The following is a 23,173-nucleotide window of genomic DNA, read 5'->3' as shown; positions in this document are numbered from 1 at the left end:
ATAAACTGACGCCGGTAGAGTACCGACGCCAGTTCGTTTCTTAGGGTGTTTTTTCCACTGTCCATAAAATAGGGGCTTGACCATACAAGGGAGCGGGCTTTTTTTGATCGGGATACACGGGAGCGAAGCGAATCCGGCGAACATCCGGCGCAAAGAAAATCTCTTTATCGGACGTTTCCTTTTGCAAAAAGGGTATTGATTTTATGATGAGGCTTCTTTCTGCTAAGATGGGGGAAACCGTACCGAAGGACGGACGAAACTTCATGAGATTCTCGGCACAAAAGGGAAGGGAGGACATCGACCATGGCCAGCCGCATTATCCGACTCAACCGGATCGATCCGGTCGGGCGCTTCTGGAGAATATTCGAAAGCAAAGAACGGGATTGGTTCGAACGGCTTGAGCCGGATCCGGAAGGCGTGTTCGGCGAGCTGGGCCGGGCGCTGCAGGCAGTCGACGACAATCTGACTTTTGGCATTTCGGAAAATCTCGTGGACGGCAAAAGGCGGCTGGTCCTCTCGGCCGGCGGCATTCTCGATGCGTTCGGCAGCGTGGTATCCCTTTACGACGCCGCGCCCGCGTTCGATCGATGGGACATTCTCGCTTTTCGCCCCCGCATGGAAGGCGCCGAGGGAATCCTGATCCGGATGGACGAGCTGGAGCTGTCCTGCGCCGATATGTACTTCGACTGGGAGCGCCGGGATCGGCGCATCGATCTAAGCGTCTACATCCGGGATTACGATCCCGGCGATCTGCGCTTCCTTAACGCTTATTTTATTCTGCTCGACAGCCTGGTCGGCGAATTCGACGCGGTCAGCCGCATCGGCGAAACGACTTTTGCCCGGCTGGAGGACACGGATGGACTGCTGCCTTTACATAAGATCGTCGGAATCGTCGATGCGCTCGACGGGCTCGGGTAGCGTACATGCAGCCGGACCGTAGCTTCGTGGAAGGCAAAGCGGCCGTGATGCGGGGAGATCGATGGGGATTCATCGACAAAAACGGAAACGAGATCATCCTGCCGCAGTACGACGAGGTCGGGCCGTTTACGGAAGGGCTGGCAAAGTTCGAGTCAAACGGACTGTGAGGATATATGGACACCAGCGGAGCGTACCGGATCGAACCGCGTTTCGATGCGGCTTTCGACAGCGAGAATCGGATGATGCTGGTGAAGCGGCCGGAGACGGGGGAATACAGGTACGTGGATCATGACGGGAACGAGGTGCAGTTTTCGTCGGAGCACTGAAGAACTGCGCCTGTTCCCATAGAAAAAGCTTGGAAACCACTCTATTCGGCGGATTTCCAAGCTTTTATCGTTTACTTGTCGATTTTGATCTTTTAGTTCGAAAGTGTGAAATCGACTTGCTTAATGATTTGGCGATCTCTTTCGAAATAGACGGAATAATTAAGGGTATGAAAAGGGGAGGGGGATGAAGACGCTCCGTTCTTCACACAAACAGCCCACTTCCGGGGGCGGCACTCGGCCGTTCCGGAAGCGGGCTGCGTCTATTTCGGGTTACGAATGAATTCGGGTCACGAATAAAAATTCCGTTCCCAACGATGCGCCTTCAATTTCTCAATCTGTTCTTTCCGCAGTCCCTGCCCGTCGCCGATCCGCATGTTGCGCTCGACGTTGCGGATCGAACGCATGCCGGGAATGACGGTGGAAACGGCCGGATGGCTCAGCACGTAGCGCAGCGCCGTTTCGGCGATCGCGTCGTCCGCGATGCCGAGATCCTGCGTGATTCTCTGCACCCGCTCGAATACTTCGCGCTTGCGGTCGCCGCGGAAGTAGCGGCTGCGGAAGTCGTCTTCGGCAAACTCGGTCTCCGGCTTGATGCTGCCCGTCAGGCCGCCTTCGTCGAGCGCCACGCGCACGATCACGCCGACGTTATGCTCCAGGCAGGCGGGCAGCAGCTCGTCTTCCGGCGCCTGTTCGAAAATATTGTAGATGACCTGCACCGTGTCCACGACGCCGCTCTCGATCAGCTTGACCGCGTTGGCCGGCTGATAGTCGTTGATCGAGACGCCGAAGTGGCGGATTTTGCCCTGCTCTTTCAGCTTTTGCACGCCATCGAGCCAATCCCCTTGGCCGACCCATTCGTCCGACCAGACGTGGAACTGCTGCACGTCGATCGTGTCCAATCCCAGATTGCGCAGGCTGGTCTCGGTCGACGAGATCACGTGCTCGGCGGTAAACGTCTCGTCGGAAGGCACGCCGGCTCGCGCCGGCCATTGGCCGTTTTTCGGCGGAATTTTCGATGCGACGTAGACGGTCTCGGAACGCTCGCGCATCACCTGTCCAACCAGCTTCTCGCTGTGGCCGTCTCCGTAACCGAGCGCGGTGTCGATAAAGTTCAGTCCCAGATCGATGGAACGATGTAACGCTTTCAAAGATTCTTCGTCTTCCGCGCCGCGCCAGCCCGTGTTGCCGATGCCCCAGGCTCCGTAGCCGATCTCCGATACGTTCAATCCCGTTTTGCCAAGCGTCCTGTAATTCATGCTCATGGTCTGCTTGCGCCTCCTTGGTTGATTCCGGATGGATTGCAAAAGCTCGAAACATTATCTTTTAACCGGAATCGCGCCGAAATCCCCATAAGCTCGAAATCGCCGCTTGCGCATGACGCAACGTCAACCCCTATACTGAAACCATTAAGGGAAGGAGGGCATGGACAATCGACAACCGAACCTATACGGTAGGCGCTTTTGCCAAGCTGACGGGCGTTACCGAACGCACGCTGCGTTTTTACCATCAAAAAGGGCTGCTGCAGCCGTCCGGCTATAACGATCAGGGGCATCGCCTGTACACGGACCGCGACCTGATCCGGCTGCAGCAGATACTGACGCTCAAGTTTCTGGACTATCCGCTGGAGCGGATCGCGCAGGAACTGGAAGCCGACGAAGGCGAGCTGCGGCGCTCGCTCGAGCATCAGGCGAAGCTGCTGCGGGAGAAGAAAGAGCAGCTCGACCGCATGCTGCATACGCTGGATTATACGCTCGAGCTGACGGGGGACGGCGAAGGGGAATGGGAGCCGAGCGTGCTGCTGCTCCTGATCCGCTCGGTCGCGACGGAGAAAGAGCAGAGGCGCTGGATGGAGGAGAAATTCCCGCCTTCCCTGATGGAGAAGTTTCTGCCGGAAGAAGGCGGGCTGGACAATTGGCGCAGAATCGAGCAGGAAGCGGTACGCTGGATTTCCCGGCTCAAAAAGCTGATGCGCGAAGGGCGGCCGCCGGACGATACCGAGGTGCAGCGGTTCGTCGCCGACCTGACGCGCCGTCTCGAAGAAGGGATGCTGAGCCGGATCGGCTTTCCGCTGACCGAGGCGGAGATGGCCGACTTGGAAGCGTTCGGCAGACTGGAGCCGCCGTACTCGTTCCAGCTCCCGGTCATGTTCACGGCCGAAGAAGAACGGTATATCGAACGGATGTGGGAGGCGGCTGCCGAAGCGGAGAGCGGCAGGACGGAGCATGAGGCACAGCCGGAAAAAGAAAACGCGAAGAACGGGGGAGATTCCGATCGAAACGAACGAGACGAACGATAGGCGAGGCCCGCAGGCGAGCGAAACAGGTGCGGAAACGAAAGCTGCCGCCGGCCCTGCCCCGAGTTGGGGTTCATTTTGGAAGCTGGTCGCGAAGTATCTGCCGAAAGGCTGGCTGATCGCGGCCGCCGTCGTGCTGGGGCTGTTCGAGACGGTGTTCACGCTGGCGATTCCGCTGCTGACGAGCCGGCTGGTGGACGGATTTTCGATGGAAAATCTGACGGGGCGGACGATCGCGCTGCTGGCCGCCGCGTTTCTCGCCCAGGCGCTGATGTCTGGCCTTGCGATCTATACGATGTCTTACGTCGGGCAGTATATCGTGTCGGGGCTGCGTCGCGATCTCTGGCGGAGGGTGCTGCGGCTGCCGGTCTCTTTCTTCGATCGCAGCACGTCGGGGGAGACGATGAGCCGCGTGACGAACGATACGAATATCGTGCGCGACTTTATTACGGGACAGGTCATTTCGTTCCTGTCCGGCATCGTGTCGATCGTCGGTTCGGTCATTATCCTGCTGACGATCGATTGGAAAATGACGCTGTTCGCGCTGCTCGCCATCCCGGGCGCCATGCTGCTGCTGTGGCCGATCGGCCGCCGCATGTACGCGATCTCGCGCGACGCGCAGCAGGAGACCGCCGAATTCCAGGGCGATCTCGGACGAGTGCTGGCCGATATCCGGCTGGTCAAAGCTTCGTTGGCCGAACCGGCTGAGCGGGTTCAGGGGGAGAAGCGCATTGCCGGACTGTTCCGGTTCGGCCTGCGCGAAGCGCGGATCCAGGCGATCGTGTCGCCGCTGATGATGACGATCATGCTGCTGATTCTGGTTGCGCTGATCGGCTACGGAGGCGCGCAGGTGGCCAGGGGCGCTCTCACGGCCGGCGCTCTGGTGGCCATCATCCTGTACATGTTCCAGATCGTCGTCCCGTTCACGCAGCTCGCGACGTTCTTCACGCAGTTCCAGAAAGCGCTCGGCGCGACGGAGCGGATCCGGGAAATCATGGAGCTTGCGCCCGAGGAGCTTGCGCCCGAGGAACGGGAGCCCGCGGAAGAAGGGCGGCCGGGCGGCCGGGGCGTTCAGCTGCCGCTGATCTTCGATAACGTAAGCTTCGGGTACTCGGCCGACAAGCCGATTCTGCAGGACTTGAGCTTTACCGCCGAAGCGGGGCAGACGACGGCGTTCGTGGGGCCGAGCGGCGCCGGCAAGACGACGATCTTTTCGCTGATCGAGCGCTTCTATGAGCCGCTCGAAGGACGTCTGCTCTACGGCGCTGAAGAAGCGGCCGGCATCCCGCTGCGCGATTGGCGCGGACGGATCGCTTACGTGTCGCAGGAGAGTCCGGTCATGGCGGGAACGATCCGTGAGAACCTGACTTACGGCCTGGCCGGCGCGAAGGACGCGGAAGTCGAGGAAGCGGTTTGTCTGGCGAATCTGGCGGAATTCGTCGCCTCTCTGCCGCAGGGACTGGAAACGCAGGCCGGCGAGCGCGGCGTCAAGCTGTCCGGCGGCCAGCGGCAGCGCTTGGCGATCGCCCGCGCGATTCTGCGCGATCCCGACATTCTGCTGCTGGACGAAGCGACCGCGCATCTGGACAGCGCTTCGGAAGGCCTGGTTCAGCAGGCGCTCGATACGCTGATGCGAGGCCGGACGACGCTGGTCATCGCCCATCGTCTCTCCACCGTGCGCGGAGCGGACAAGCTGATCGTAATCGAAGGCGGACGCGCCACCGGGCAGGGCACGCATGAAGAACTGCTGGCTTCGCATGCTTTTTACCGAAAGTTGGTCCGGGGACAGTTCGAATCGACGACGACGTCCGACTGACATTTTTTTCGCCCGTATGGTTAAATGATTAGAATAGATATCGAATCGCCGCCGTATGCCGCGGCGTTCGTCCATACGGGAGGCTCTTATGAATCTGAAGGAATTTAACGCGATCGTCGGTCGGCCCGCCGACCTGCGCTATGAATATTTCATCAAAAAAACGGTGGACACCGAAATGCTCTGGGGGCTGTATCAAGACGGCTGGGCCATGACAAGCGATGCGGCCGGAACGGTTCTGCTGCCGCTCTGGCCCAAAAGCGAATTCGCGCTGCACTGCGCGGTCGACGAATGGGCCGGTTATTCCGGCCGCCCGCTCGATTTGCAGGCTTTCATGGAGAAAATCCTGCCGAAGCTGGAGCAGGACGGAGTAAAAGCGGCCATTTTCTATAACAACAGCGACTCGGCCATCGTGGAAGCGGGCAGGCTGCTGGCGGATTTGCATGCGGCGATAAAGAGATATTGAGGAGCCAGCTAAAAAAGCCTGAACCGTTTTAACGGTTCAGGCTGCCTTGAAAGTCCTATCCCTTATAGAAGCCCAAGGGCTGCGGGAGAAATTCGTTCCGGTCGCGTGTTGAAATCGAGAAAAGAGATCAAATTTTAGCGGGATTTTCTCGATTTCAAAGGCGAACGCTAGCGCTCCTCCACTGAATTTCTCCCCCTGCCTCCTATCTTCACTCGGGATCAGACTTTCAAGGCCCATTGAAGAGCCTGAACCGTTTTAACGGTTCAGGCTCTTTTCAGCTTTTTTTGTTTAACGATTTCCGGCCCGCGCAGATCGCCGGGAAACTTATTCGGCGGTCACTTCGTTCTCCGGGTTCTCCGGCGTCAGGAAGTGACGAGAAAGGTCGCCGATCAGCGAGTAATAATCGCCGTTGGTCAGCTTGTTTTCGTCGCCGATGAGGTTCAGCGTCTCCTGGCGCAGCCATCCGTCGGCGACAAGCGTCTCCAGGGCGCCGCCTTCCGGCACGGGCAGATCCATGGCGCTGGCGATCAGAGCGCCGGCCGCTTCCAGCGACAGATCCTGTTTCGCGGGATCTGCGATGCCGGCCAGAGCGCCCTGCATTTCGCCCGGGAAGAAGTCCGGGTGCAGCGAACGAACCGCGCGCATCGCGTTGAAGAAGCGCTGGACGTTGGCTTCTCCGTCAAGTCCCCAGCCGTCGTTCTCGTACCCGCCCGACGTCAGATACATATTGGCGGCGACCAGCATGCCGCGGTAATCCTTATGCTTCATGTATTCCGGTTCCGGCAGATCCGGCCGGGACAGATCCATGCCCTGCTTGCGCAGCTTTTTCTGCAGCGCCTTGATCTGCTCTTCCGAGCCGGAGAATTCGCGCAGGCTCATGTCCGCATCCAGCGCGAGCTTGACCGCGGCTCCCGCCGCTTCGGCGGCCGCCATTCCGACAGGGATGGTCCGCGCGCTTCCGTGCGGAACGGTATCGAAGCCGGCCGAGCGCCCGACGACGAGCAGGCCGTCGACGGTGCGCGGCACGAGCGAGCGGAACGGCACGCCGTATTGGGACGGCTTCATCAGCACGGTGCCGATCCGGCCGTCGCTCGTGCTCTGGATATCGACCGGATACGAACCGTAGGCCACGTCGTCCCAGTGCGAGCGGTTCTCCATGACGTCCGCCAGCGTCAGTCGGTATTCGGCTTTGAGATGGCGGGATTCGCGCAGATACAGCTCCGTCGCCACGCCGTCGTATTCGAGCGGCGCCATCTCCGGGAACCGCTTCTTGAGGAAGTCGACGATCTTCGGCGCTTCCGCCGTGCCGACCTCGATGCCCCGTTTGATCGATTCCGGATCGAGCGGGTCGACGCCGAACAGCTGCATCGAATTGATGAGGATGGTGCCGTCGTTCTGACGCCCGATATTCAATCCGCGCATGCGCACTTTCGTCGGATCGTCGGATTGATATTCGCCCGCTTCCTTGTAACCCCACACGCTCATCCGGTCGATGCCGGTATCGTCGTGCTTGCCGAGCTTTTCCCAAATTTCCTGGGTCATGCCCTTCATGCGGAACACGAGCGTGGAAGCCATGACGCTGTTCGTGTCGCCGATATCCTCGCGTCCCAGCGTGAATTCGGCTCCGGCTTCGGCCGCCACGTCCGCGTTCTGGGTCGCGTCGATGACGGCGGAGGCGAGCGCTTTGCGCTCCGAGCCGTCTTTCAGCGTCAGATTCATGCCCGTCACGATGCGGCGCCCGTCGCGCGTGTCGGTGAGCGGCGTCATTGCCCGGGTCTCCATGACCAGGTCGATATTGGGCTCGGCTTTGACCATTTTATAGAATAGGTTGGCGGCTACGTTCACGTCGAACGAAGAGCCGTCAAACTGGTTGTACCATTCCTGGAAAATCCCTTTGTTCAGGTAGTTCGCTTCGCGCAGCTGCGGGAAGAAAAAGGGCTGCTTCGGCGAATAATTGAGATCGATCATGTTCAAACCGCCGACCGTCATGAGGCCGCCGAGCATGGTCCGGTCGTGTCCGTCGACAAGAAGGACCTTCAATCCGCTGCGAGCGGCGGAAATGGCGGCTGCGATGCCTTCCGGATCGGTGCCCGCGACGATCACGTCATACTGCTGGGAGATCATGTCGGTCGAGACGACGGGCACGAGCGCTTCGGGAACGCCGTGATTGACGAGCCTCGTATGCTCCAAATGCCGGATAAGCAGAAAGCAGGCAATGCCCAGTACGAAGACCGCGGCCAGGGAAAGAGCGACGACTTTTTTCCAGTTTTTCAAACGCATTTTTTATGTAAAATTCCTTTCCGATAAACGGCTTCGGGTGCCGGATTTGCATGGATTTTTTCCAGACGCATGTTCTGACTATATCGGGTTTTTTTCGGGGGAACAAGGTTTTCAGACGGATTAATGAGTAACAATTTTGTAATGATAAGTCTGCTAAAAACAACCCGGAACTCGAATAGGAAGCAGGGTTTTATTAAAAATGAAACTTTTGGAGGCGGTAAAAAGGCTGTAAAAGCAAGTTAAACAGGAATTAAGGCTCATATGTATTGGGTCTAATTACATAGTAATATTAGGCTGCCATCACGATTCTTCGGCACAGGGGGTGTACAAATTGGAAAAGGTATCTTTTGATAAGGGGAGCACGGGAGGCTGGATGGCGGAGTACCGAACTTCGGGCATCGTGAATCCGGACCTCGCGGATCAAACGCCGAAAAGCGAAGGGGCGCCCCGTTTGAAAAAAACGCAGACTGAAGGAAACGGCGAATCGACCGGGGAAAAAGAGTTGGTGAGCGAGACGGAACGCAAAAAGCGGGAAGCGCAGCAGGCCGAGAAGCTGGAAGAAGAACGGCAGGCTCAGCAGAAGCTGCTGCAGGCTTTTTACGCCGAGAAAGCACGGATCGACATGTCGCCGGAAAAAATCCGAGAGACGATGGAGATGCTGGCGGAGCGTTCCATTGAACAGCTCATGAGCCGGGAAGGCTCGTCCTTCAAAATCGAATGGAAATCGGAACTGCACCAGGTTAGTTTGGCGATCAGTATGGAAGCTTACGATAAGTTTCAGCAGGACGGCTTTAAGCCGCTGCTGGGCAGCGGCAGTTAAAGAAAGCGCCGGTTCGCTTTTCATAGCCTATACGCTTCGGCCCCGCTATTGCGGCGGCCGAAGTTTTTTTTGCGTTTTCGGGAACTTTCGGGCGGCTGCGCAGTCTTATTGGCGTAGAGCGGTACGGCTGCCGCGCAGGATCGTCCGGTCGATCGCCGGAGAGTCGGCCGCCGGCATCGAGTTGAGGAGGAAGACGGGTGGGAGAACGACAGGAAGAGAGAAGCGCGGAGCTGCGCCGAATGATGGAAACTTACGGCGACGACGTGTGGCATTACGCGTACTTTTTGACGCGCAGCCGCGACTTGGCCGACGACATCGCGCAGGATACTTTTGTGAAAGCCTACGGAGCGCTGGATTCTTTTCGCGGGGAGGCCCGGGTTAAGACCTGGCTGCTGGCCATCGTCCGCAACACGGCGTTCACCGGCAGACGTTCGGCCTTTGCCCGGCGCGTGCGCCTTCAAGCCGATCCGCCCGGAAAAAGCCGGGAATCGGCGGAAGACGAATACATGCGCCGCAGCGATCGGGAAGAAATATGGAACGCCGTCATGAAGCTGCCGGACCGCTACCGGGAAGTGCTGGTTCTGGATCTCAAGCACGGGCTGCCGCTAACCGAAACGGCGAAGCTGCTCGGAATCGCGGAAGGAACGGTCAAGTCGAGGCTGCACCGGGCAAGGGCCAAAGTCGCCAAAGCGCTGAAAGGATGGGAGTCATGAACGAGCGGAAACGGAATGAAGCGGAGAAGCCGGCATGGTACAAGCGGGCGGGGGAGGGGCCGTTCGGCGGCAAGCTTTTTACGGAGCGAATGATGGAGAATGTGGAGAGAGAGATCCGCGAGCACGGAGAGGGCGCCGCGGCAAAAAGAAGAACTCGGCGCGGCAAAAAAGCAGCGCGAACCGCGGCGGCCGCGGCGGCCCTGCTGATGCTGACGGGAGGCGGATTGGCGATCTACGGGGCGCTGGATAACGGAGGCGCAGGGACGGTTCCCGCGGCGGAAGTGTCCGAGTCTGCGAAAAACGCGGAAGCCGCCGCGCATACGGACGATATCGTCCCGCCCGACGGCGTATCGGCTTTCCGATTCGGCGGGCGCCGATATTTTTACGACGATTCCGCCGCGCGAATCCGCGAATGGACCCGCGCCGTGCGCACGACCGAGGGGATCGTCTGGACGCCGGCGCCGGACATGACCGGCAGCGCGAAGACGATCTACGGCATGAGCATGGACGATCGTCCGCGGACGCCTTTCAAGCTGTATCTGAGCGGGACGGAGAATCAGGAGCTGCGCGAGGCCGACTCGCTTAAGCTGCTCGAACTGCCGCTGACGGACGGAGAGCCGTACCGGCATCCGTATATCGACGACCTCTGGGCAGCCGGCCGCTATGCCGTATACGCGACGAGTCTTCACGTCGAAGGCGCGCCGCAGCTTAAAAACGAGCGGATCTGGATGATCGACACGGCGCAGGCGGGAATCTCGGGCCGCGCCGAACCCCGTTTCGTGACGGATTATCATTCGGCGGGCGGCGAAACGTTCGAACTGGCTTACGATGCCGAAGCGAACGTGCTGATTTATTTCCGAAGCGCTCCCGGCGAGACGGGAACGGATTCGGGTCTGTCGGAAGCGGTCGCGTATCATCCGGATACCGGCAAGCGGGAAACGCTGGATCGCGGCGGCGCCGTGTACGGAACAAGAGGAGACGTCCGTACGGTCACTTATCCGGCCGAAGCCGGGGGAAGTTATACGGCCGATCTGCTGAACGATTGAAAAGCGGGTGCTCCGTATTCGGGCCGCGTACGTTGCGGAGCGCCGGCTCTATACGCGAAGAAGCCGCGGGAGCCGGAGCTCCCGCGGCTTCCTGCCGTCCGAACGGTCAAGCGTTTGGCCAAGCGTTTAGGCATCCGCGCCGGACGATTTCTTTGTTCCCGCGACGCCGAAAGGTTCCCGCTGCGCGCGAGGTATCAGGTCTTTGCGCCGATAGATGCCGAGAATCAGGCCGATCGCCGCGAAATGGTACAGGGACGAAGTGCCGCCGTAACTCACAAAAGGCAGCAGGATCGAGGTGAACGGCAGCAGATTGAGCGAAGCGCCCAGTCCGTAAATCCATTGGCCGGCAAGCGGGATTGCGATCCCGGCGGCGAGCAGCCGCCCGTAGCGGTCCGAAGGGGCAAGCGCGGCGTGCAGCAGATGCCGGAGCAGCCAGGCGATCGACACGGCGGCCGCGGCCGCCACGATCCAACCGAAGCTGTAAGTCAGGTACGCGAAGACGGTATCCGCGTATGCGTACGGCAGCTCGGGCGCCGAAGCGTAACCTTGGCCGAACCAACCGGCTTCCCGGAAAGCTTTCGCCATCGCCTCGTTGGTGTACAACGTATCCGCATTTTGCAGCTGCGGCGCGAACACGGCTCCGAACCGGGATTTCCAGATCGGATTATGGGTCAGCATGACGGCCGCGAATCCGGCCATCCCCGCCGCTGCCGCATAGACGTACCTTTTCAAGCCGCCTGCCCGAACGTACAGAATTAATGCCGAGACGACGTACAGCAGCAGCGACAGCCAGGCGGTCAGACGGAAATAAGCGAACAGCCCGACCGGCAGCAGGATAAGCGCGATAGCGGCAATCTGTCGGCCGGAGAAGGCTCCGAACCCCGGCAGGTTCAGGCGGTCCAGCAGGCCGGGAAGCGAGACGGCGAACAGGAAAAACATGCAGAGCGCCCAGTCCAGCGGCTGGCCGGCGATCATGATCCAGCGGGAATCCCCGTTCATGGGAAGCGTCAGGAAGCGGAAACCCAGAACCATGCCGAGTGCCGCGATTCCGTACAAGGGCGCCGCGTATTTGCGAAGAAGCCGATAATCGAAAAAGTAGAATCCGGCCAGAAGGACGCTCCCGACCGCATAGTAGAACATCTGCTTGCTGCCCAGGCCGGCGTAAGCCCGTCCGTCCGCATAAGCGGCGCCGGCGGAGAACAGGGCCAGCAGCCCGATCGCCGCGATCGCCGCCAGCGGGATGAGCAGCCGCCAGTTGAACTTCGGCCGGTGCACCCGTCCGAGCGTTCCGCCGACTTCGTCCGCGTCTCCCATCTGAGCCAGCGCCCAGGAGGCGGCTTCGAGCGGCGAGGCGCCGGCGTCTTCCTTGCCCGACGCCAATTCGTCGATGTGCCCGCGCATCTCTTCCCGCAGCTCCGGATGGAGTTCTTCGGCTTTTATGCGGGCGCACATGCGGTCGAGATAAGCGTCGACGGCGGCGTTCGCTTCCCGGCGTTCCTTTTCCGCGTCGAATCCGCTCATGTCCGTCCCTCCCCGAGCACCGCGTTGACCGCGCCGCTGAACAGCCGCCATTCTTCCGTCTTGTGCTTCAGCTGCTTGAGCCCGGCATCGGTCACGGTGTAATATTTTCGCTTGCGCCCGCCGCTTTCTTCCCAGTGCGAATCGACCCAGCGCTCGGCCTCCATGGCGTGCAGAATCGGATACAGCGTGCCTTCCTTGAGCTCGAACACGCCGCCCGAGCGGCTGTCCAGCTCTTTGATCAGTTCGTAACCGTACATGCTTTTCGCCGACAGCACGGTCAGCACCAGCGTGCCGGTCGAGCCTTTCAGCAGCTCTTTGCTTACTTTCATCAAAAGCGGCCTCCCCAGTACATAGATTTACTATGTATCGTAATCCTAGGCTTATACCGGTGTCAAGCCGAATTGAAAAAATGGAAAATTGCAGGAATCGGGAACGGACGGCGCGAATGCTAACAGGGCACGGAAAAGGCCTACCGGGCCGGAAGGGCAAGCAGGGGCGGTGAAAGCGCCCGGCGGACTTCGAAGCGGGAGATCGACAATCGTACAGGGGGTTAGGATGAAAAAGGTAGGAATAGCGCTTATGGCATTCGTTCTCGTGCTGCTGACGCTTGCTCCGGCAGGCAGAGGCCGGGCGGCGGAAGCGAAGATCGTCGACCCGTCGGCCGTTTACACATACGGAGTGCTGACGCGGGACATTCGCGAGCTGGCCGCAAAGTATCCCGATATCATCGAATACAAATCCATCGGCAAAACGCTGTACGGGCGCGAGATTTGGGCAGTCGGTCTGGGCACGGGCAGCTCGACGGTCTTTTTCAACGGCTCGCATCACGCGCGCGAATGGCTGACCACGACGCTCAACATGACCATGATCGAGCAGTATGCGGCCGCTTACGCGGCCAACCGCAAATTCGAAGGCTACGACGTCAGGGACACTTTGGGGAAAACGAAGATCTGGTTCGTCCCGATGGTCAATCCGGACGGCGTGACTTTGCAGCAGACGGGACTGCAGTCGTTTCCGACCGGCGTGCATCAAGCGCTGATCCGCATGAACGACGGCAGCCGCAATTTCAAACGATGGAAAGCGAACGCGCAGGGCGTCGATCCCAATCGGCAGTACGACGCCAACTGGACCGAGCTGGTCAACAATTACTATTATCCGCGCTGGATGGGGCATAAAGGAACCGCTCCGATGACCACGCGGGAAAATAAGGCTCTGGTCGCGTTCACGCACGAGATCGATCCGGAGATCGCCGTGTCGTATCACTCGGCGGGCCGGATCCTGTACTGGAACTTCCGCACGCCGGCCGCCAATTACGCGCGCGACAAGCGCCTGGCGGATATCTTCACCCGTTTTACCGGCTACAGCCAGGTCAGCCCGAGCTACAACGCGAACGGCGGGGGCGGTTATACCGATTGGTTCATCCAGAAGCTGGGACGTCCCGCCTTCACGCCGGAGATCGGAATCAAGAACGGGGAGACCAACCTCCCGCTGTCGGCTTTTCCGGAAGAATGGCGGCGCAACAAAAAAATCGGCCTCTGGATCGCGCAGGAAGGCTACGCGCTCTGGGCCGCCAAAAACAAGAGCAGCGTCAAGCCGGTCTCTCTTTTCCTCGACGGCAAACGCATCGAAGGCGATCCGGCCGCTTTCAACGAAGGAGGCACGACCTATGTGTCGTACAAGCCTTTGCTGACGCGGCTCGGCTATAACCTGGCCTGGGACGGCGCGGCCAAGTCGGTGACGGCGACCGGGCAGCACGGCACGATCCGGTTCGCGCTGGGCAGAAAGCAGGCGGAAATCGACGGCAAAGCGGTAACGCTGACGGCAGCGCCGCGCCTGCAGGAAGGCACCGTGTACGTTCCGGTCCGGCTGATCAGCCAGGCGGCGGGAACTTCGATTGCGGCGGACAAAAAGACGGGAGCCGTATCGATCAAAAGCCCGGCGCGTACGACGGAACCTGCCGTTCCCGGCATGCCGGCCCGGCCCGATCCGCAGCCTTCGGAACCGCCTGCGCAGCCGGCCGATCCGCCTGCCGGGCAGCCGGCGATTCCGGCCGAACCGTCGGTGCCGGGAGAAGTCTCGCCGCCGGCTTCCGGCGGCACGGGGGACGTCGTGCCGGGCACGGTCGTTTTGCCGGGCGAGTAAGGAGAGCGGGCGTTCCGTATGGAGAGGCGGCTTTCGTCCCGTGTCCGTCCCGGATAGCGTTCAAAGCTCGAAAGTCCCGTCCGCGCCCCGCTTGACGCAGACCGGCTCCCAATGGTACAACTGTCTCACAGATTCGCTACGACATCGATCAACAGCAACGACCGGGGCCATGCCTCGCGTGCGCCGGAGCTATCCTGAGCTTATGGCGCTGACTGCCGACAGAGAAGAATCCCTTGGGCTGCGAGGATTCCCGGCAGAGACGCGAAGGTCCTCCCCCGCGAGCTGCGGCGCTCCATACGCCGCCGGACGTCCCCGTTAACGGACTTCGAGCCTTTGCGCGCCCGCCTACGATCCCTTTGGGCGGCCGCCGCGCAAAGGGAACCAGGGTGGTACCGCGAAGACGCATTCGTCCCTAACGAATGCGTCTTTTTTTGCGTTGACGTCCGTCCGTATCCCATTATCGAAGGAGAGATTCCCATGAAACAAAGTCAAATGCTTATTCCTACGCTGCGCGAAGCGCCTGCCGATGCCGAAGCGGTCAGCCACAAACTGATGCTGCGCGCGGGTCTGATTCGTCAGCTCGCTTCCGGCGTGTACACGTATCTGCCGCTCGGCTTCCGGGTGCTGAAAAAAGTACAGGAGATCGTGCGCGAAGAAATGGACCGCATCGGTGCCCAGGAGCTGCTGCTGCCGGCCATGCAGCCGGCCGAACTGTGGCGCGAATCGGGCCGCTACGACGTATACGGACCGGAGTTGATCCGTCTCAAGGACCGTCACGACCGCGAGTTCGCGCTCGGACCGACGCACGAAGAAGTCATTACGAGCTTGGTGGCGGGCGAGATCAGCTCCTACCGGCAGCTGCCGGTGACGCTGTATCAGATCCAGACCAAGTACCGCGACGAACGCCGTCCGCGCTTCGGGCTGCTGCGCGGGCGCGAGTTTCTCATGAAGGACGCTTATTCCTTCGGTCGGAGCTGGGACGAGCTGGACGTTACGTATCGGGCGATGTATGAAGCGTATTCGCGCATTTTTACCCGGGTCGGATTGAACTTCCGCGCCGTGCAGGCGGATGCCGGAGCGATCGGGGGCGAAGGCGAGACGCATGAGTTCATGGCGCTCGCCGATATCGGCGAGGACACGATCGTCGTAAGCGAAAACGGCACGTATGCCGCCAACCTGGAAAAGGCGGAGACGTTATGGGAAGAACCGGCGGCTTCCGATGCGGAAGTTCCGCCGATGAACCGCGTGCATACGCCGAACGCGCATACGATCGATCAGCTGTGCGCGCATTTCGGGCTGGAAGCTTCGGCGTTCATGAAGACGCTGCTGTACCTGATCGACGGCCAGCCGGCTGCGGTTGTCGTGCGGGGAGACCGCGAAGCCAACGAAACGAAGGTGCTGAACGCGCTCGGCGGAGAGATCATCGAGTTGGCGGACGGCGCCGTCGTCGAGCGTCTGACGGGAGCGGCCGTCGGATTTGCCGGACCGGCGGGATTGTCGGGCGTCAAACTGCTCGTCGACCGCGAAGTGCAGGCCATGACCTCGGGCATCGCCGGAGCCAACGAGACGGACTATCATACGGAAAACGTCAAGCCGGGCCGCGATTTCGAAGCCGATCTGGTCGGAGACTTCCGCAATGCGGCCGAAGGCGATTTGAGTCCGGACGGCAGCGGCCCGTTGAAGTTCTATCGGGGCATCGAAGTCGGACACGTCTTCAAGCTGGGCACCAAATACAGCGAGAAGCTCGGCGCCGATTATCTCGACGAATCGGGCCGCCGCCAGCCGGCCATTATGGGCTGCTACGGCATCGGCGTTTCGCGCATTTTGTCGGCCGTTGTCGAGCAGCACCATGACGCTAACGGCATCCTGTGGCCGCCGGAGATCGCCCCTGCACTCGTGCATATCATTCCGGCTTCGGCCAAGGACGAGGCGCAAATGAAGCTGGCGAACGATCTGTACCGGCGCTTTGCTGACGCGGGGATCGACGCGCTGCTGGACGACAGGGACGAACGGGCCGGCGTAAAGTTCAAAGACGCCGATCTGCTGGGTCTTCCGTATCGGATCGTCGTCGGCCGCGAAGCGGCTGAAGGCCGGGTGGAATTCAAATCGAGAGCGGAAGCCGACAAAGAAACCGTATCCGCGGACGAAGCATTTGATCGAATTAAGAATATGTAAACTATTCCATAAAAAAGCCCCCGAGCACCTACTTAATGGTGTTTCGGGGGCCTTTTTCTCATAAATAAAAAAGATATTGACAGAAAAATGAAAATTGAATTATACTCGCCTTAACCAAATAACCGATTAAATTCAGTGAAACGCAAACCGGTCGAAAGATCGGGACGCAAAGTCTGGAATCTACAGCGACACGTTCGCCATGATCGTCCGACCGCCTCAATACGATGGCGGTCTTTTTGTCGTCCGTAGATCCGGAGTCCTTTTCGCCGGTTCTGCTTCACAATGCCCCGCAGTATCGTTGTTCCCCGAGAAACGCAAACCAGCCGAAAGGCTGGGACGCAAAGTCTGGAATCTACGGCGAGCGCCCGCTCGTCATGATCGTCCGACCGCCACGAATGATTTTTCATTCGTGGCGGTTTTTTTATGCCTTCCCCCTACCCGCGAGTATACAAAAGTCCGGTACATAAAAAAATCAGAACCATCAAACCCAATTTTAGGAGGCTTATATTCATGAGCAAAATTACAAAAGTTTCTGCTGCGGTTCTGCTGACTTCGACGTTGTCGTTGGCTCCTTACGCAACGGACGCAGCCCATGCGGCAAGCGCGGCAAAACCGGTCAAGGAAGCATCGAATAACGGTAACGGGAAGAGCAATTCTCAAAACCCCGCCAATCCGAAAGAAAAAGGAACCGGAAGCGACAATGCGGCTGTTGGAGAAAATGGCAACGACAAACTGAAAAACAAAAAGCCTAAACCTGAGAAACCTCAAAAGCCGAGCAAGCCGGGCTGCGGTCCTGTAAAGCCGACACCCGTAGGTCCAAAACCGCCGGTCGTAACGCCTCCAGTCGTGACGCCTCCGGTCGTAACGCCTCCTAAGAACGAAGAGCCGGTCGTGACGCCTCCGAAGAACGAAGAGCCGGTCGTGACGCCTCCGAAGAACGAAGAACCGGTCGTGACAGATCCGAAGAACGAAGAACCGGTCGTGACAGATCCGAAGAACGAAGAACCGGTCGTGACGGATCCGAAGAACGAAGAACCGGTCGTGACAGATCCGAAGAACGAAGAGCCGGTCGTAACGGATCCGAAAAACGAAGAACCGGTCGTGACGGATCCGAAAAACGAAGAACCGGTCGTGACGCCTCCGAAGAACGAAGAACCGGTCGTGACAGATCCGAAGAACGAAGAGCCGGTCGTAACGGATCCGAAGAACGAAGAGCCGGTCGTAACGGATCCGAAAAACGAAGAACCGGTTGTCACAGATCCGAAGAACGAAGAACCTGTCGTGACGGATCCGAAGAACGAAGAACCGGTCGTAACGGATCCGAAGAACGAAGAGCCGGTCGTGACGGATCCGAAGAACGAAGAACCTGTCGTGACGGATCCGAAGAACGAAGAACCTGTCGTGACGGATCCGAAGAACGAAGAGCCGGTCGTAACGCCGAACGAACCGGCACCGTCAGCGCCGCCGACTACTCCGGATAGCGGAACGCCGAGCACCGGGAGCGATACTGTCGTCATTCCGTCCGATGAAGTACCGCTGGGCACGCCTACGATCGGCGTTCAGCCGTCGCAGACTCCGCAAGCTGCGCAGAATCCGGTCGTTCCGGGCGAAGTCGTTCCTGCCGGTACGCCTTCCGACACCGTGACGCTTCCGGACGAAGCGACGCCGCAAGGCTCGCCGGATCTGAATACGGCCGGCACGCCTGCGGAAGTAAACGTGCCGGACGAAGCAACGCCGCAGGGTTCGCCGGATCCGAACGCGGCCAAGACGCCTGCGGAAGTAACCGTACCGGATGAGGTAACACCGCAGGGCTCCGTCCAGCCTGAACCGGCCCAACCGGCTCAGCCTACAGCCGCAGTGCCGGCATCGGACCCTGAAGTAAGCCTGCCGGACGGCCCTGCTCCGCTGGGCAATCCGGTTGTAGAAGAACCGACTTCCGGCAGCCTGCCGACGACTCTGCCCAAGACCGGCGAAGCTTCTTCCGCTCCGCTGTACGCATTCGGCATGGCTCTGGTCGCGATGGGAGCCTGGATGCGCCGTCTGGTTAAGAAAAACTAACGGACCCTCGCGAACCGTTTTGCATCCGCGCAATCGCTTTTCTTAAAACTTCATTATTAGACGGCAGCCGTATTCGAGATTCACTTGAATGCGGCTGCCGCTTTATGCCATACTTTTGAGGTTATAAAAGGATCATGACAAGTTCGCTTGCCGGTCGATTATGGATTTGCGCATATAAGGAGGAAAGGCTTTGAAAAAATGGTCATACGTCATTATGCTGTTGGGACTTTGTATCATGCTCTATCCCACCGTGAATAACTGGCTGGATGATCGTGCCCAGGCTCAACTGCTCAAAGAAGCCGAAGTCGAAAGCGGAAAGCCGCTGGATCTCGCCCGGGTATCGAGCGAAGCCGCCGTACCGGACTACCGCAAAATTTCGAATTTGCTGGATGAAGGAGAAGACGGCGAAGAAGACGGGGAAGCGCTCGATGCCGACTCGGTGAAAGACGGAGAGCTGCTCGGGATTATCCGATACGATAAGCTCGACATCAAGCTTCCGATTGTGGAAGGCGCAACCAAAGCGAATATGAAAAGCGCGGCCGTGCATGTGACCGGAACGGGATTTGCCGGATTCGAAGACAGCAATATGGCCGTTGCCGCTCACCGCGCGCATAAGACCGGCAGGCTCTTCAATCGGCTTGGCGAGGCGAAGGTCGGCGACACGATCGAGATCGACCAGGGCGGAAAGACGTACGTGTACGAAGTGGATAAGATTCATATCGTCGAACCTACCCAGGTAGAGGTGCTCAATCCGACCGAAGGACAAACCGCGTTGACGCTGATTACCTGCGATCCGATGATTAATCCGACGCATCGCCTGATCGTTCATGCCGTTTTAAAAAGCTAGCATTCCGCCTGCCCGCTTAAGGCGGCACCCAAGTCCATTCTCCCCTTAGGGAGAGTGTTTTTTTTTGTTCACAATAAATTCATTTATGAAAAGCCGCCTTTTTGACGATATATAGGTTGCTGGCCGAAAAAGCGAAACGGGCTCGTTCCTTTGTCCTTGTTTCGTTTGAAACAGGTCTATAGCAGGAAAAAACCCTCCTTGCTAAATGACTTTTATATGATACTATGTAACTAGAAGCTTTTCCCGATAAAGGCAAACCTGCTCGAAAGACAGGGGCGCAAAGCTATAGGGCCTTACCCTCGAGGGGTTGGCAGCCAGCCGCCGAAAGACAAGGCTTTTTTGTATATCCGCATTTCGTGCCCCGGGCACAAACCTTGAAAGATAAGACTAAAACGATAAAGGCAAACCTGCTCGAAAGACAGGGACGCAAAGCTAAAGGGCCTTACCCGCACGGGTTGGCAGCCAGCCGCCGAAAGGAGTTTTATCCATGCGCAAATGGATTCTGAAGACCACCCTCGCATTTTGCTTGGCTGCCGGCTTGGCGCCCGCGGCCGTCGCACCGGCATCCGCCGCTTCCGCGGACGCTTCCTGGCTCGATACGTCTTACCTGGGACAAGGTACGATCGGAGTCAGCTACAGCGCAAATACCTCCAAACGAGTCAAAGTCATGATCACCAAAGCCAGCACCGTATATACGTACGACCTGAACACCGCGAAAAAAAGCGAAACATTCCCTTTGCAGTCCGGCGCCGGTTCTTACGAAGTGACGCTGCTGGAGAATACGAGCGGAACCAGCTATAAAAAAATCGATTCGACTTCCGTCGAACTCAGCAAAGACAGCGAAGCGAAAGTGTTCCTCGGCTCCGTACAGAACGTCAATTGGAAAGACGCCAAAAGCGCGACGGCTCTCGCTGCCAAGCTGACGGCGGGCAAGAACACGGATAAAGAAAAAGTACAGGCTATCTACAACTATGTCGTCTCGAATATCAAGTACGACAACGAATTGGCGGCATCGGTCGGCAGCGTCTACATTCCTTCGGCCGACAGCACGCTGGCTTCCAAAAAAGGCATCTGCTACGACTATGCTTCCCTGATGGGCGTGATGCTCAGAAGCTCGGGCGTTCCAGCTAAATTGGTTATGGGCAATACGACCTATGTGAAAGAATACCATGCCTGGAACGAAGTTTACCTGGACGGCAAATGGGTCATCGTCGATGCGACGGTCGACGCGGCTTACAAGCAGGCCGGCAAAACGATCGAATTCTCCAAGCAGGCGAACAAGTACAGCGCACAAAAAGTATATTGACCCAAAGAGTCCCATCCCAATGAAATCGATCCGATCCCCGTTTCCTAGACGGGGATTTTTATTTTTTCTAAAATTTGTGAAAAATAGGACGTGTCTCTCAGTCGGGGGTTTTTCGGTCTGCCGTTATAAAAAACAGGGACGCAGCAGCCCGAACCTAACCAAACGAAAAAAGCAAACCGGCTTGAGAGGAGCTTACTTTTATGTATAGATGGATTTTGAAGATCACGCTTGCCCTTAGCTTGGCAGCCTGCTTGACGCCGAATTTTTCGGATTCCGCATCGGCCGCGTCGGCCGACGCTTCGTGGATCGACACCTCTTCCCTGCAGCAGGGAACCGTGGGAGTTCGCTACAACGGCGGAACGTCCAAGCGCGTCAAAGTCATGATTACCAAAGCAAGCAAGGTATACACTTACGACCTGAACGCTTCCCGCAAAACTCAAACGTTCCCCCTTCAGTCCGGCAGCGGCGCTTACGAAGTCGCGCTGCTCGAGAACGTGGGCGGCACCAGCTACAAGAAGATCGATTCCGCTTCCGTTAACCTGAGCTCCCAAAACGCCAAGAAAGTATTTCTCGGTTCGGTGCAGAACGTCAATTGGAAAGACTCCAAAAACGCTGTGGCAATGGCCAAAAAGCTGACGGCCGGCAAAAAAACCGATCAGGCGAAAGCGCAGGCCATTCATAACTACGTCGCAACGAATATCAAATACGACTACGCCAAAGCGAAAGCGCTGGGCGGCGTCTACCTTCCTTCGGCGGACAGCACGCTCGCATCCAAAAAAGGCATCTGCTACGATTATTCGTCCCTGATGGCCGTTATGCTGAGAAGTTCGGGCATTCCGACAAAATTGGTGATGGGCAAAACGACTTACGTGAAAGAGTACCATGCTTGGAACGAGATTTACTTGAACGGAAAATGGGTGGTCGTCGATTCGACGGTCGACGCCGCGTACAAAAAAGCCGGCAAAAATATTCCGTTCGCCAAAGACGCCAAAAAGTACAGTGCGCAAAAAGTGTACTGATTCATATAGAAGAAACCGGGAGCTTCGCCTTGACGGCGAAGTTCTTTTTTTTGCGAAAAACAAGACGAAGCCTGCCGAGGAAGCGTTAGAAAAAGGAAGAGGGGGCGAGAGCCAATGAAAACAAAGTATGTGGTCGGGTTCTTTTTGATTCTCGGCTTAGGTATTTTTCTGTGGGAGAACACCTTCCCCAAGCAGATCGACAAGGACATTCCGGCCGTCCTGTCGATTGCCGACGAACCGGACCGGGGCACCGAATCTTCGTCCGAAGCGATGTCCTATACAAGCGAACCGACTATGATTCACGTCAAGGGCGGGGTCTATCGAAGATTGTTTCGCACGCCCAAGTTCAAGGTGGAAATTACGGTCGACGCATTCCCAGGAATGAAAGACCATGAGATCACGTACCCTTATATTCTTTTCGACAAAGACGCGCCTTCCAAAGACGGGCCTTATATGGGCGTCGTCGGCTATAAGAATTCCGAACCGGGCGCCGCACCCGAAAACAAGAGCAAACTCGTGACGGTATGGTTCGAAGAAGATTTCGACAACGTGCATATTCTGGCTTCCGCAGGAGAGTGGATGGAAGACAAGCCGGGGGACTTCCGCAGAATGTTCGTGACCGGAAAGGCGGACAACGCGGAGCAGGCCCAAGAAGTGCTGACACGAATGCGCGAGAAGTTCAGCCTTACGATCAAGGGAGAAAACAGACAGAATTATGCGACCGTTCCGGGTCCGGACCTCCCTCTCGGAGAAGAAAAGGTAGAGGAGTGAGACGGGCGGAACGTTGAAGGGAGCGGAACGAATGAAAACGACGCATGTCATCGCTATTTTCTTGGTTATTGTTTTGGGCGTCTTCCTATGGGAGTATCCGTTTCCGAAGCAGATCGACAAAGAGATTCCGGCCATGCTGACGGTCGAACATGTGCAGGACGGAAAAGGAGCGGCCGACGGGGACTCGCCCCGGCCGACGACGATTCACGTTAAAGGTGAAGTCTACCGCAAGCTGCTGCGCGAGCCCGAGTTCAACGTGAAAATCACGGTCGGCGAGTCGGAATGGACGGACGGGAGCCGAACTTCGGTTTCCAAGCCTCTTATCTCGTTCCGAAGCGGCGGCATTTACATGGCGAGTCTGCTGTATACGGACCGACAGCCGAGCGGCGTGATGGGAAACGAGACGAGGAGCGCCCTGATCTGGTTCGATGAAGATTTCGAACGGATGCAGTTCTGGATGCAGGAGCCTCAGACGGAAAAGGCGGCCGCGGAGCGGAACTGGTTCGTGACCGGCGAAGCGAGCGACGCGGAGCAGGCCGAGCATGTGCTTGGGCGGCTGCGCAAGGCGTTCGAAAGCGGAAAAGAAGGCGCCCGGTGGGGGATAAGCGGTCCCGATTCTTCTTCTTGAGCCCGCTTCCTCGTATAATGAGAAGAAAAAA

The 23,173-nt window shown here is 58.3% G+C and carries 21 protein-coding genes, 1 pseudogene and 4 riboswitches; of the genes and pseudogenes, 18 read left to right on the top strand and 4 right to left on the bottom strand.

Annotation, left to right across the window (positions count from 1 at the left end; genetic code table 11):
- Positions 1-303: 303 nt before the first annotated feature.
- Genes GYN08_RS22080 through GYN08_RS22070 form a run of 3 tightly spaced genes read left to right on the top strand, consistent with a single transcriptional unit; the run spans position 304 to position 1,244 of the window.
- On the top strand, positions 304-918 hold the full coding sequence (locus tag GYN08_RS22080; RefSeq protein ID WP_166279416.1) for a hypothetical protein: 615 nt from the start codon (positions 304-306) through the stop codon (positions 916-918).
- Positions 919-923: 5 nt separating this feature from the next.
- Positions 924-1,085, top strand: a complete 162-nt coding sequence (locus GYN08_RS22075) for a WG repeat-containing protein (protein ID WP_166279413.1) — start codon at positions 924-926, stop codon at positions 1,083-1,085.
- Positions 1,086-1,091: 6 nt separating this feature from the next.
- The gene (locus tag GYN08_RS22070) at positions 1,092-1,244 is read left to right on the top strand and encodes a hypothetical protein (RefSeq protein WP_166279410.1); all 153 of its coding nucleotides are present in this window, start codon (positions 1,092-1,094) and stop codon (positions 1,242-1,244) included.
- 287 nt (positions 1,245-1,531) lie between these two features.
- Here the strand turns inward: GYN08_RS22070 and GYN08_RS22065 are convergent, their stop codons facing one another.
- Positions 1,532-2,506 carry an aldo/keto reductase gene (locus tag GYN08_RS22065; protein WP_206023877.1) on the bottom strand — a complete coding sequence of 325 codons (975 nt, stop codon included), beginning with the start codon at positions 2,504-2,506 and terminating at the stop codon, positions 1,532-1,534.
- Between the two features lie 143 nt (positions 2,507-2,649).
- On the opposite strand from GYN08_RS22065, the pseudogene GYN08_RS24150 reads away from it, so the two are divergent.
- The 4 genes and pseudogenes from GYN08_RS24150 to GYN08_RS22045 all read left to right on the top strand — a co-directional run.
- Positions 2,650-2,832, top strand: a pseudogene (locus tag GYN08_RS24150) (MerR family transcriptional regulator); the annotation flags it as partial.
- 138 nt (positions 2,833-2,970) lie between these two features.
- Positions 2,971-3,540 carry a TipAS antibiotic-recognition domain-containing protein gene (locus GYN08_RS22055; protein WP_166279407.1) on the top strand — a complete coding sequence of 190 codons (570 nt, stop codon included), beginning with the start codon at positions 2,971-2,973 and terminating at the stop codon, positions 3,538-3,540.
- Positions 3,467-5,353, top strand: coding sequence for an ABC transporter ATP-binding protein (locus GYN08_RS22050; protein WP_166279404.1), 1,887 nt, complete (start codon positions 3,467-3,469; stop codon positions 5,351-5,353). Before GYN08_RS22055 ends, GYN08_RS22050 begins: the two co-directional genes overlap by 74 nt.
- Positions 5,354-5,441: 88 nt before the next feature.
- Entirely contained in the window at positions 5,442-5,816 is a 375-nt protein-coding gene (locus tag GYN08_RS22045; RefSeq protein ID WP_166279401.1) for a DUF2750 domain-containing protein, read from the top strand.
- Between the two features lie 324 nt (positions 5,817-6,140).
- Here GYN08_RS22045 and GYN08_RS22040 read toward each other — a convergent pair whose 3' ends face one another.
- Complete coding sequence (locus tag GYN08_RS22040; protein WP_166279398.1) at positions 6,141-8,096, bottom strand: FAD-dependent oxidoreductase; 1,956 nt, start codon at positions 8,094-8,096, stop codon at positions 6,141-6,143.
- Between the two features lie 373 nt (positions 8,097-8,469).
- Between GYN08_RS22040 and GYN08_RS22035 the strand changes: the two genes are divergently transcribed.
- The 3 genes from GYN08_RS22035 to GYN08_RS22025 all read left to right on the top strand — a co-directional run bounded on the left by GYN08_RS22035 (position 8,470) and on the right by GYN08_RS22025 (position 10,675).
- Entirely contained in the window at positions 8,470-8,916 is a 447-nt protein-coding gene (locus GYN08_RS22035) for a hypothetical protein (RefSeq protein WP_206023876.1), read from the top strand.
- Between the two features lie 197 nt (positions 8,917-9,113).
- Positions 9,114-9,629: an RNA polymerase sigma factor gene (locus tag GYN08_RS22030; RefSeq protein WP_328802997.1), complete on the top strand. Its 516-nt coding sequence runs from the start codon at positions 9,114-9,116 to the stop codon at positions 9,627-9,629.
- Positions 9,626-10,675, top strand: coding sequence for a hypothetical protein (locus tag GYN08_RS22025; RefSeq protein ID WP_166279392.1), 1,050 nt, complete (start codon positions 9,626-9,628; stop codon positions 10,673-10,675). The genes GYN08_RS22030 and GYN08_RS22025 overlap by 4 nt, the downstream gene beginning before the upstream one ends.
- Positions 10,676-10,801: 126 nt before the next feature.
- Here the strand turns inward: GYN08_RS22025 and GYN08_RS22020 are convergent, their stop codons facing one another.
- Both GYN08_RS22020 and GYN08_RS22015 read right to left on the bottom strand, forming a co-directional pair.
- Positions 10,802-12,196: an FtsW/RodA/SpoVE family cell cycle protein gene (locus GYN08_RS22020; protein ID WP_166279389.1), complete on the bottom strand. Its 1,395-nt coding sequence runs from the start codon at positions 12,194-12,196 to the stop codon at positions 10,802-10,804.
- Complete coding sequence (locus GYN08_RS22015) at positions 12,193-12,525, bottom strand: PadR family transcriptional regulator (RefSeq protein ID WP_166279386.1); 333 nt, start codon at positions 12,523-12,525, stop codon at positions 12,193-12,195. Before GYN08_RS22015 ends, GYN08_RS22020 begins: the two co-directional genes overlap by 4 nt.
- A gap of 250 nt (positions 12,526-12,775) precedes the next feature.
- Here GYN08_RS22015 and GYN08_RS22010 point away from each other — a divergent pair, with 250 nt between their 5' ends.
- From GYN08_RS22010 to GYN08_RS21975, 8 genes are all read left to right on the top strand, one after another.
- Entirely contained in the window at positions 12,776-14,338 is a 1,563-nt protein-coding gene (locus tag GYN08_RS22010; RefSeq protein WP_235946441.1) for a M14 family zinc carboxypeptidase, read from the top strand.
- Between the two features lie 477 nt (positions 14,339-14,815).
- Complete coding sequence (locus GYN08_RS22005; RefSeq protein ID WP_166279380.1) at positions 14,816-16,513, top strand: proline--tRNA ligase; 1,698 nt, start codon at positions 14,816-14,818, stop codon at positions 16,511-16,513.
- A gap of 131 nt (positions 16,514-16,644) precedes the next feature.
- A riboswitch (cyclic di-GMP riboswitch) is annotated at positions 16,645-16,732 on the top strand.
- 84 nt (positions 16,733-16,816) lie between these two features.
- Positions 16,817-16,907: riboswitch (cyclic di-GMP riboswitch) on the top strand.
- A 116-nt stretch (positions 16,908-17,023) separates the two neighbouring features.
- Positions 17,024-18,571 carry an LPXTG cell wall anchor domain-containing protein gene (locus GYN08_RS22000; RefSeq protein WP_166279377.1) on the top strand — a complete coding sequence of 516 codons (1,548 nt, stop codon included), beginning with the start codon at positions 17,024-17,026 and terminating at the stop codon, positions 18,569-18,571.
- 190 nt (positions 18,572-18,761) lie between these two features.
- Positions 18,762-19,418: a class D sortase gene (locus GYN08_RS21995; RefSeq protein WP_166279374.1), complete on the top strand. Its 657-nt coding sequence runs from the start codon at positions 18,762-18,764 to the stop codon at positions 19,416-19,418.
- 241 nt (positions 19,419-19,659) lie between these two features.
- A riboswitch (cyclic di-GMP riboswitch) is annotated at positions 19,660-19,744 on the top strand.
- A gap of 64 nt (positions 19,745-19,808) precedes the next feature.
- A riboswitch (cyclic di-GMP riboswitch) is annotated at positions 19,809-19,892 on the top strand.
- Between the two features lie 13 nt (positions 19,893-19,905).
- Positions 19,906-20,724, top strand: coding sequence for a transglutaminase domain-containing protein (locus tag GYN08_RS21990; protein ID WP_166279371.1), 819 nt, complete (start codon positions 19,906-19,908; stop codon positions 20,722-20,724).
- Positions 20,725-20,924: 200 nt separating this feature from the next.
- Positions 20,925-21,743 (top strand): transglutaminase-like domain-containing protein, encoded by an 819-nt coding sequence (locus GYN08_RS21985; RefSeq protein WP_166279368.1) that lies wholly within the window; start codon positions 20,925-20,927, stop codon positions 21,741-21,743.
- Positions 21,744-21,857: 114 nt separating this feature from the next.
- Positions 21,858-22,514 (top strand): hypothetical protein, encoded by a 657-nt coding sequence (locus tag GYN08_RS21980; protein ID WP_166279365.1) that lies wholly within the window; start codon positions 21,858-21,860, stop codon positions 22,512-22,514.
- A 31-nt stretch (positions 22,515-22,545) separates the two neighbouring features.
- Entirely contained in the window at positions 22,546-23,142 is a 597-nt protein-coding gene (locus tag GYN08_RS21975) for a hypothetical protein (protein ID WP_166279362.1), read from the top strand.
- Positions 23,143-23,173: the final 31 nt, after the last annotated feature.

This window comes from Saccharibacillus alkalitolerans, from assembly GCF_011090185.1.
GTDB classification, from domain to species: Bacteria; Bacillota; Bacilli; order Paenibacillales; family Paenibacillaceae; genus Saccharibacillus; species Saccharibacillus alkalitolerans.
This window is presented reverse-complemented; position numbering and strand designations above follow the sequence as displayed.

Bases quoted from the DNA above. Each gene is read 5' to 3' on its own strand.
- GYN08_RS22080 (WP_166279416.1), top strand. From the start codon at position 304: ATGGCCAGCCGCATTATCCGACTCAACCGGATCGATCCGGTCGGGCGC.
- GYN08_RS22075 (WP_166279413.1), top strand. From the start codon at position 924: ATGCAGCCGGACCGTAGCTTCGTGGAAGGCAAAGCGGCCGTGATGCGG.
- GYN08_RS22070 (WP_166279410.1), top strand. From the start codon at position 1,092: ATGGACACCAGCGGAGCGTACCGGATCGAACCGCGTTTCGATGCGGCT.
- GYN08_RS22065 (WP_206023877.1), bottom strand. From the start codon at position 2,506: ATGAGCATGAATTACAGGACGCTTGGCAAAACGGGATTGAACGTATCG.
- GYN08_RS22055 (WP_166279407.1), top strand. From the start codon at position 2,971: ATGCTGCATACGCTGGATTATACGCTCGAGCTGACGGGGGACGGCGAA.
- GYN08_RS22050 (WP_166279404.1), top strand. From the start codon at position 3,467: ATGAGGCACAGCCGGAAAAAGAAAACGCGAAGAACGGGGGAGATTCCG.
- GYN08_RS22045 (WP_166279401.1), top strand. From the start codon at position 5,442: ATGAATCTGAAGGAATTTAACGCGATCGTCGGTCGGCCCGCCGACCTG.
- GYN08_RS22040 (WP_166279398.1), bottom strand. From the start codon at position 8,096: ATGCGTTTGAAAAACTGGAAAAAAGTCGTCGCTCTTTCCCTGGCCGCG.
- GYN08_RS22035 (WP_206023876.1), top strand. From the start codon at position 8,470: ATGGCGGAGTACCGAACTTCGGGCATCGTGAATCCGGACCTCGCGGAT.
- GYN08_RS22025 (WP_166279392.1), top strand. From the start codon at position 9,626: ATGAACGAGCGGAAACGGAATGAAGCGGAGAAGCCGGCATGGTACAAG.
- GYN08_RS22020 (WP_166279389.1), bottom strand. From the start codon at position 12,196: ATGAGCGGATTCGACGCGGAAAAGGAACGCCGGGAAGCGAACGCCGCC.
- GYN08_RS22015 (WP_166279386.1), bottom strand. From the start codon at position 12,525: ATGAAAGTAAGCAAAGAGCTGCTGAAAGGCTCGACCGGCACGCTGGTG.
- GYN08_RS22010 (WP_235946441.1), top strand. From the start codon at position 12,776: ATGGCATTCGTTCTCGTGCTGCTGACGCTTGCTCCGGCAGGCAGAGGC.
- GYN08_RS22005 (WP_166279380.1), top strand. From the start codon at position 14,816: ATGAAACAAAGTCAAATGCTTATTCCTACGCTGCGCGAAGCGCCTGCC.
- GYN08_RS22000 (WP_166279377.1), top strand. From the start codon at position 17,024: ATGAGCAAAATTACAAAAGTTTCTGCTGCGGTTCTGCTGACTTCGACG.
- GYN08_RS21990 (WP_166279371.1), top strand. From the start codon at position 19,906: ATGCGCAAATGGATTCTGAAGACCACCCTCGCATTTTGCTTGGCTGCC.
- GYN08_RS21985 (WP_166279368.1), top strand. From the start codon at position 20,925: ATGTATAGATGGATTTTGAAGATCACGCTTGCCCTTAGCTTGGCAGCC.
- GYN08_RS21980 (WP_166279365.1), top strand. From the start codon at position 21,858: ATGAAAACAAAGTATGTGGTCGGGTTCTTTTTGATTCTCGGCTTAGGT.
- GYN08_RS21975 (WP_166279362.1), top strand. From the start codon at position 22,546: ATGAAAACGACGCATGTCATCGCTATTTTCTTGGTTATTGTTTTGGGC.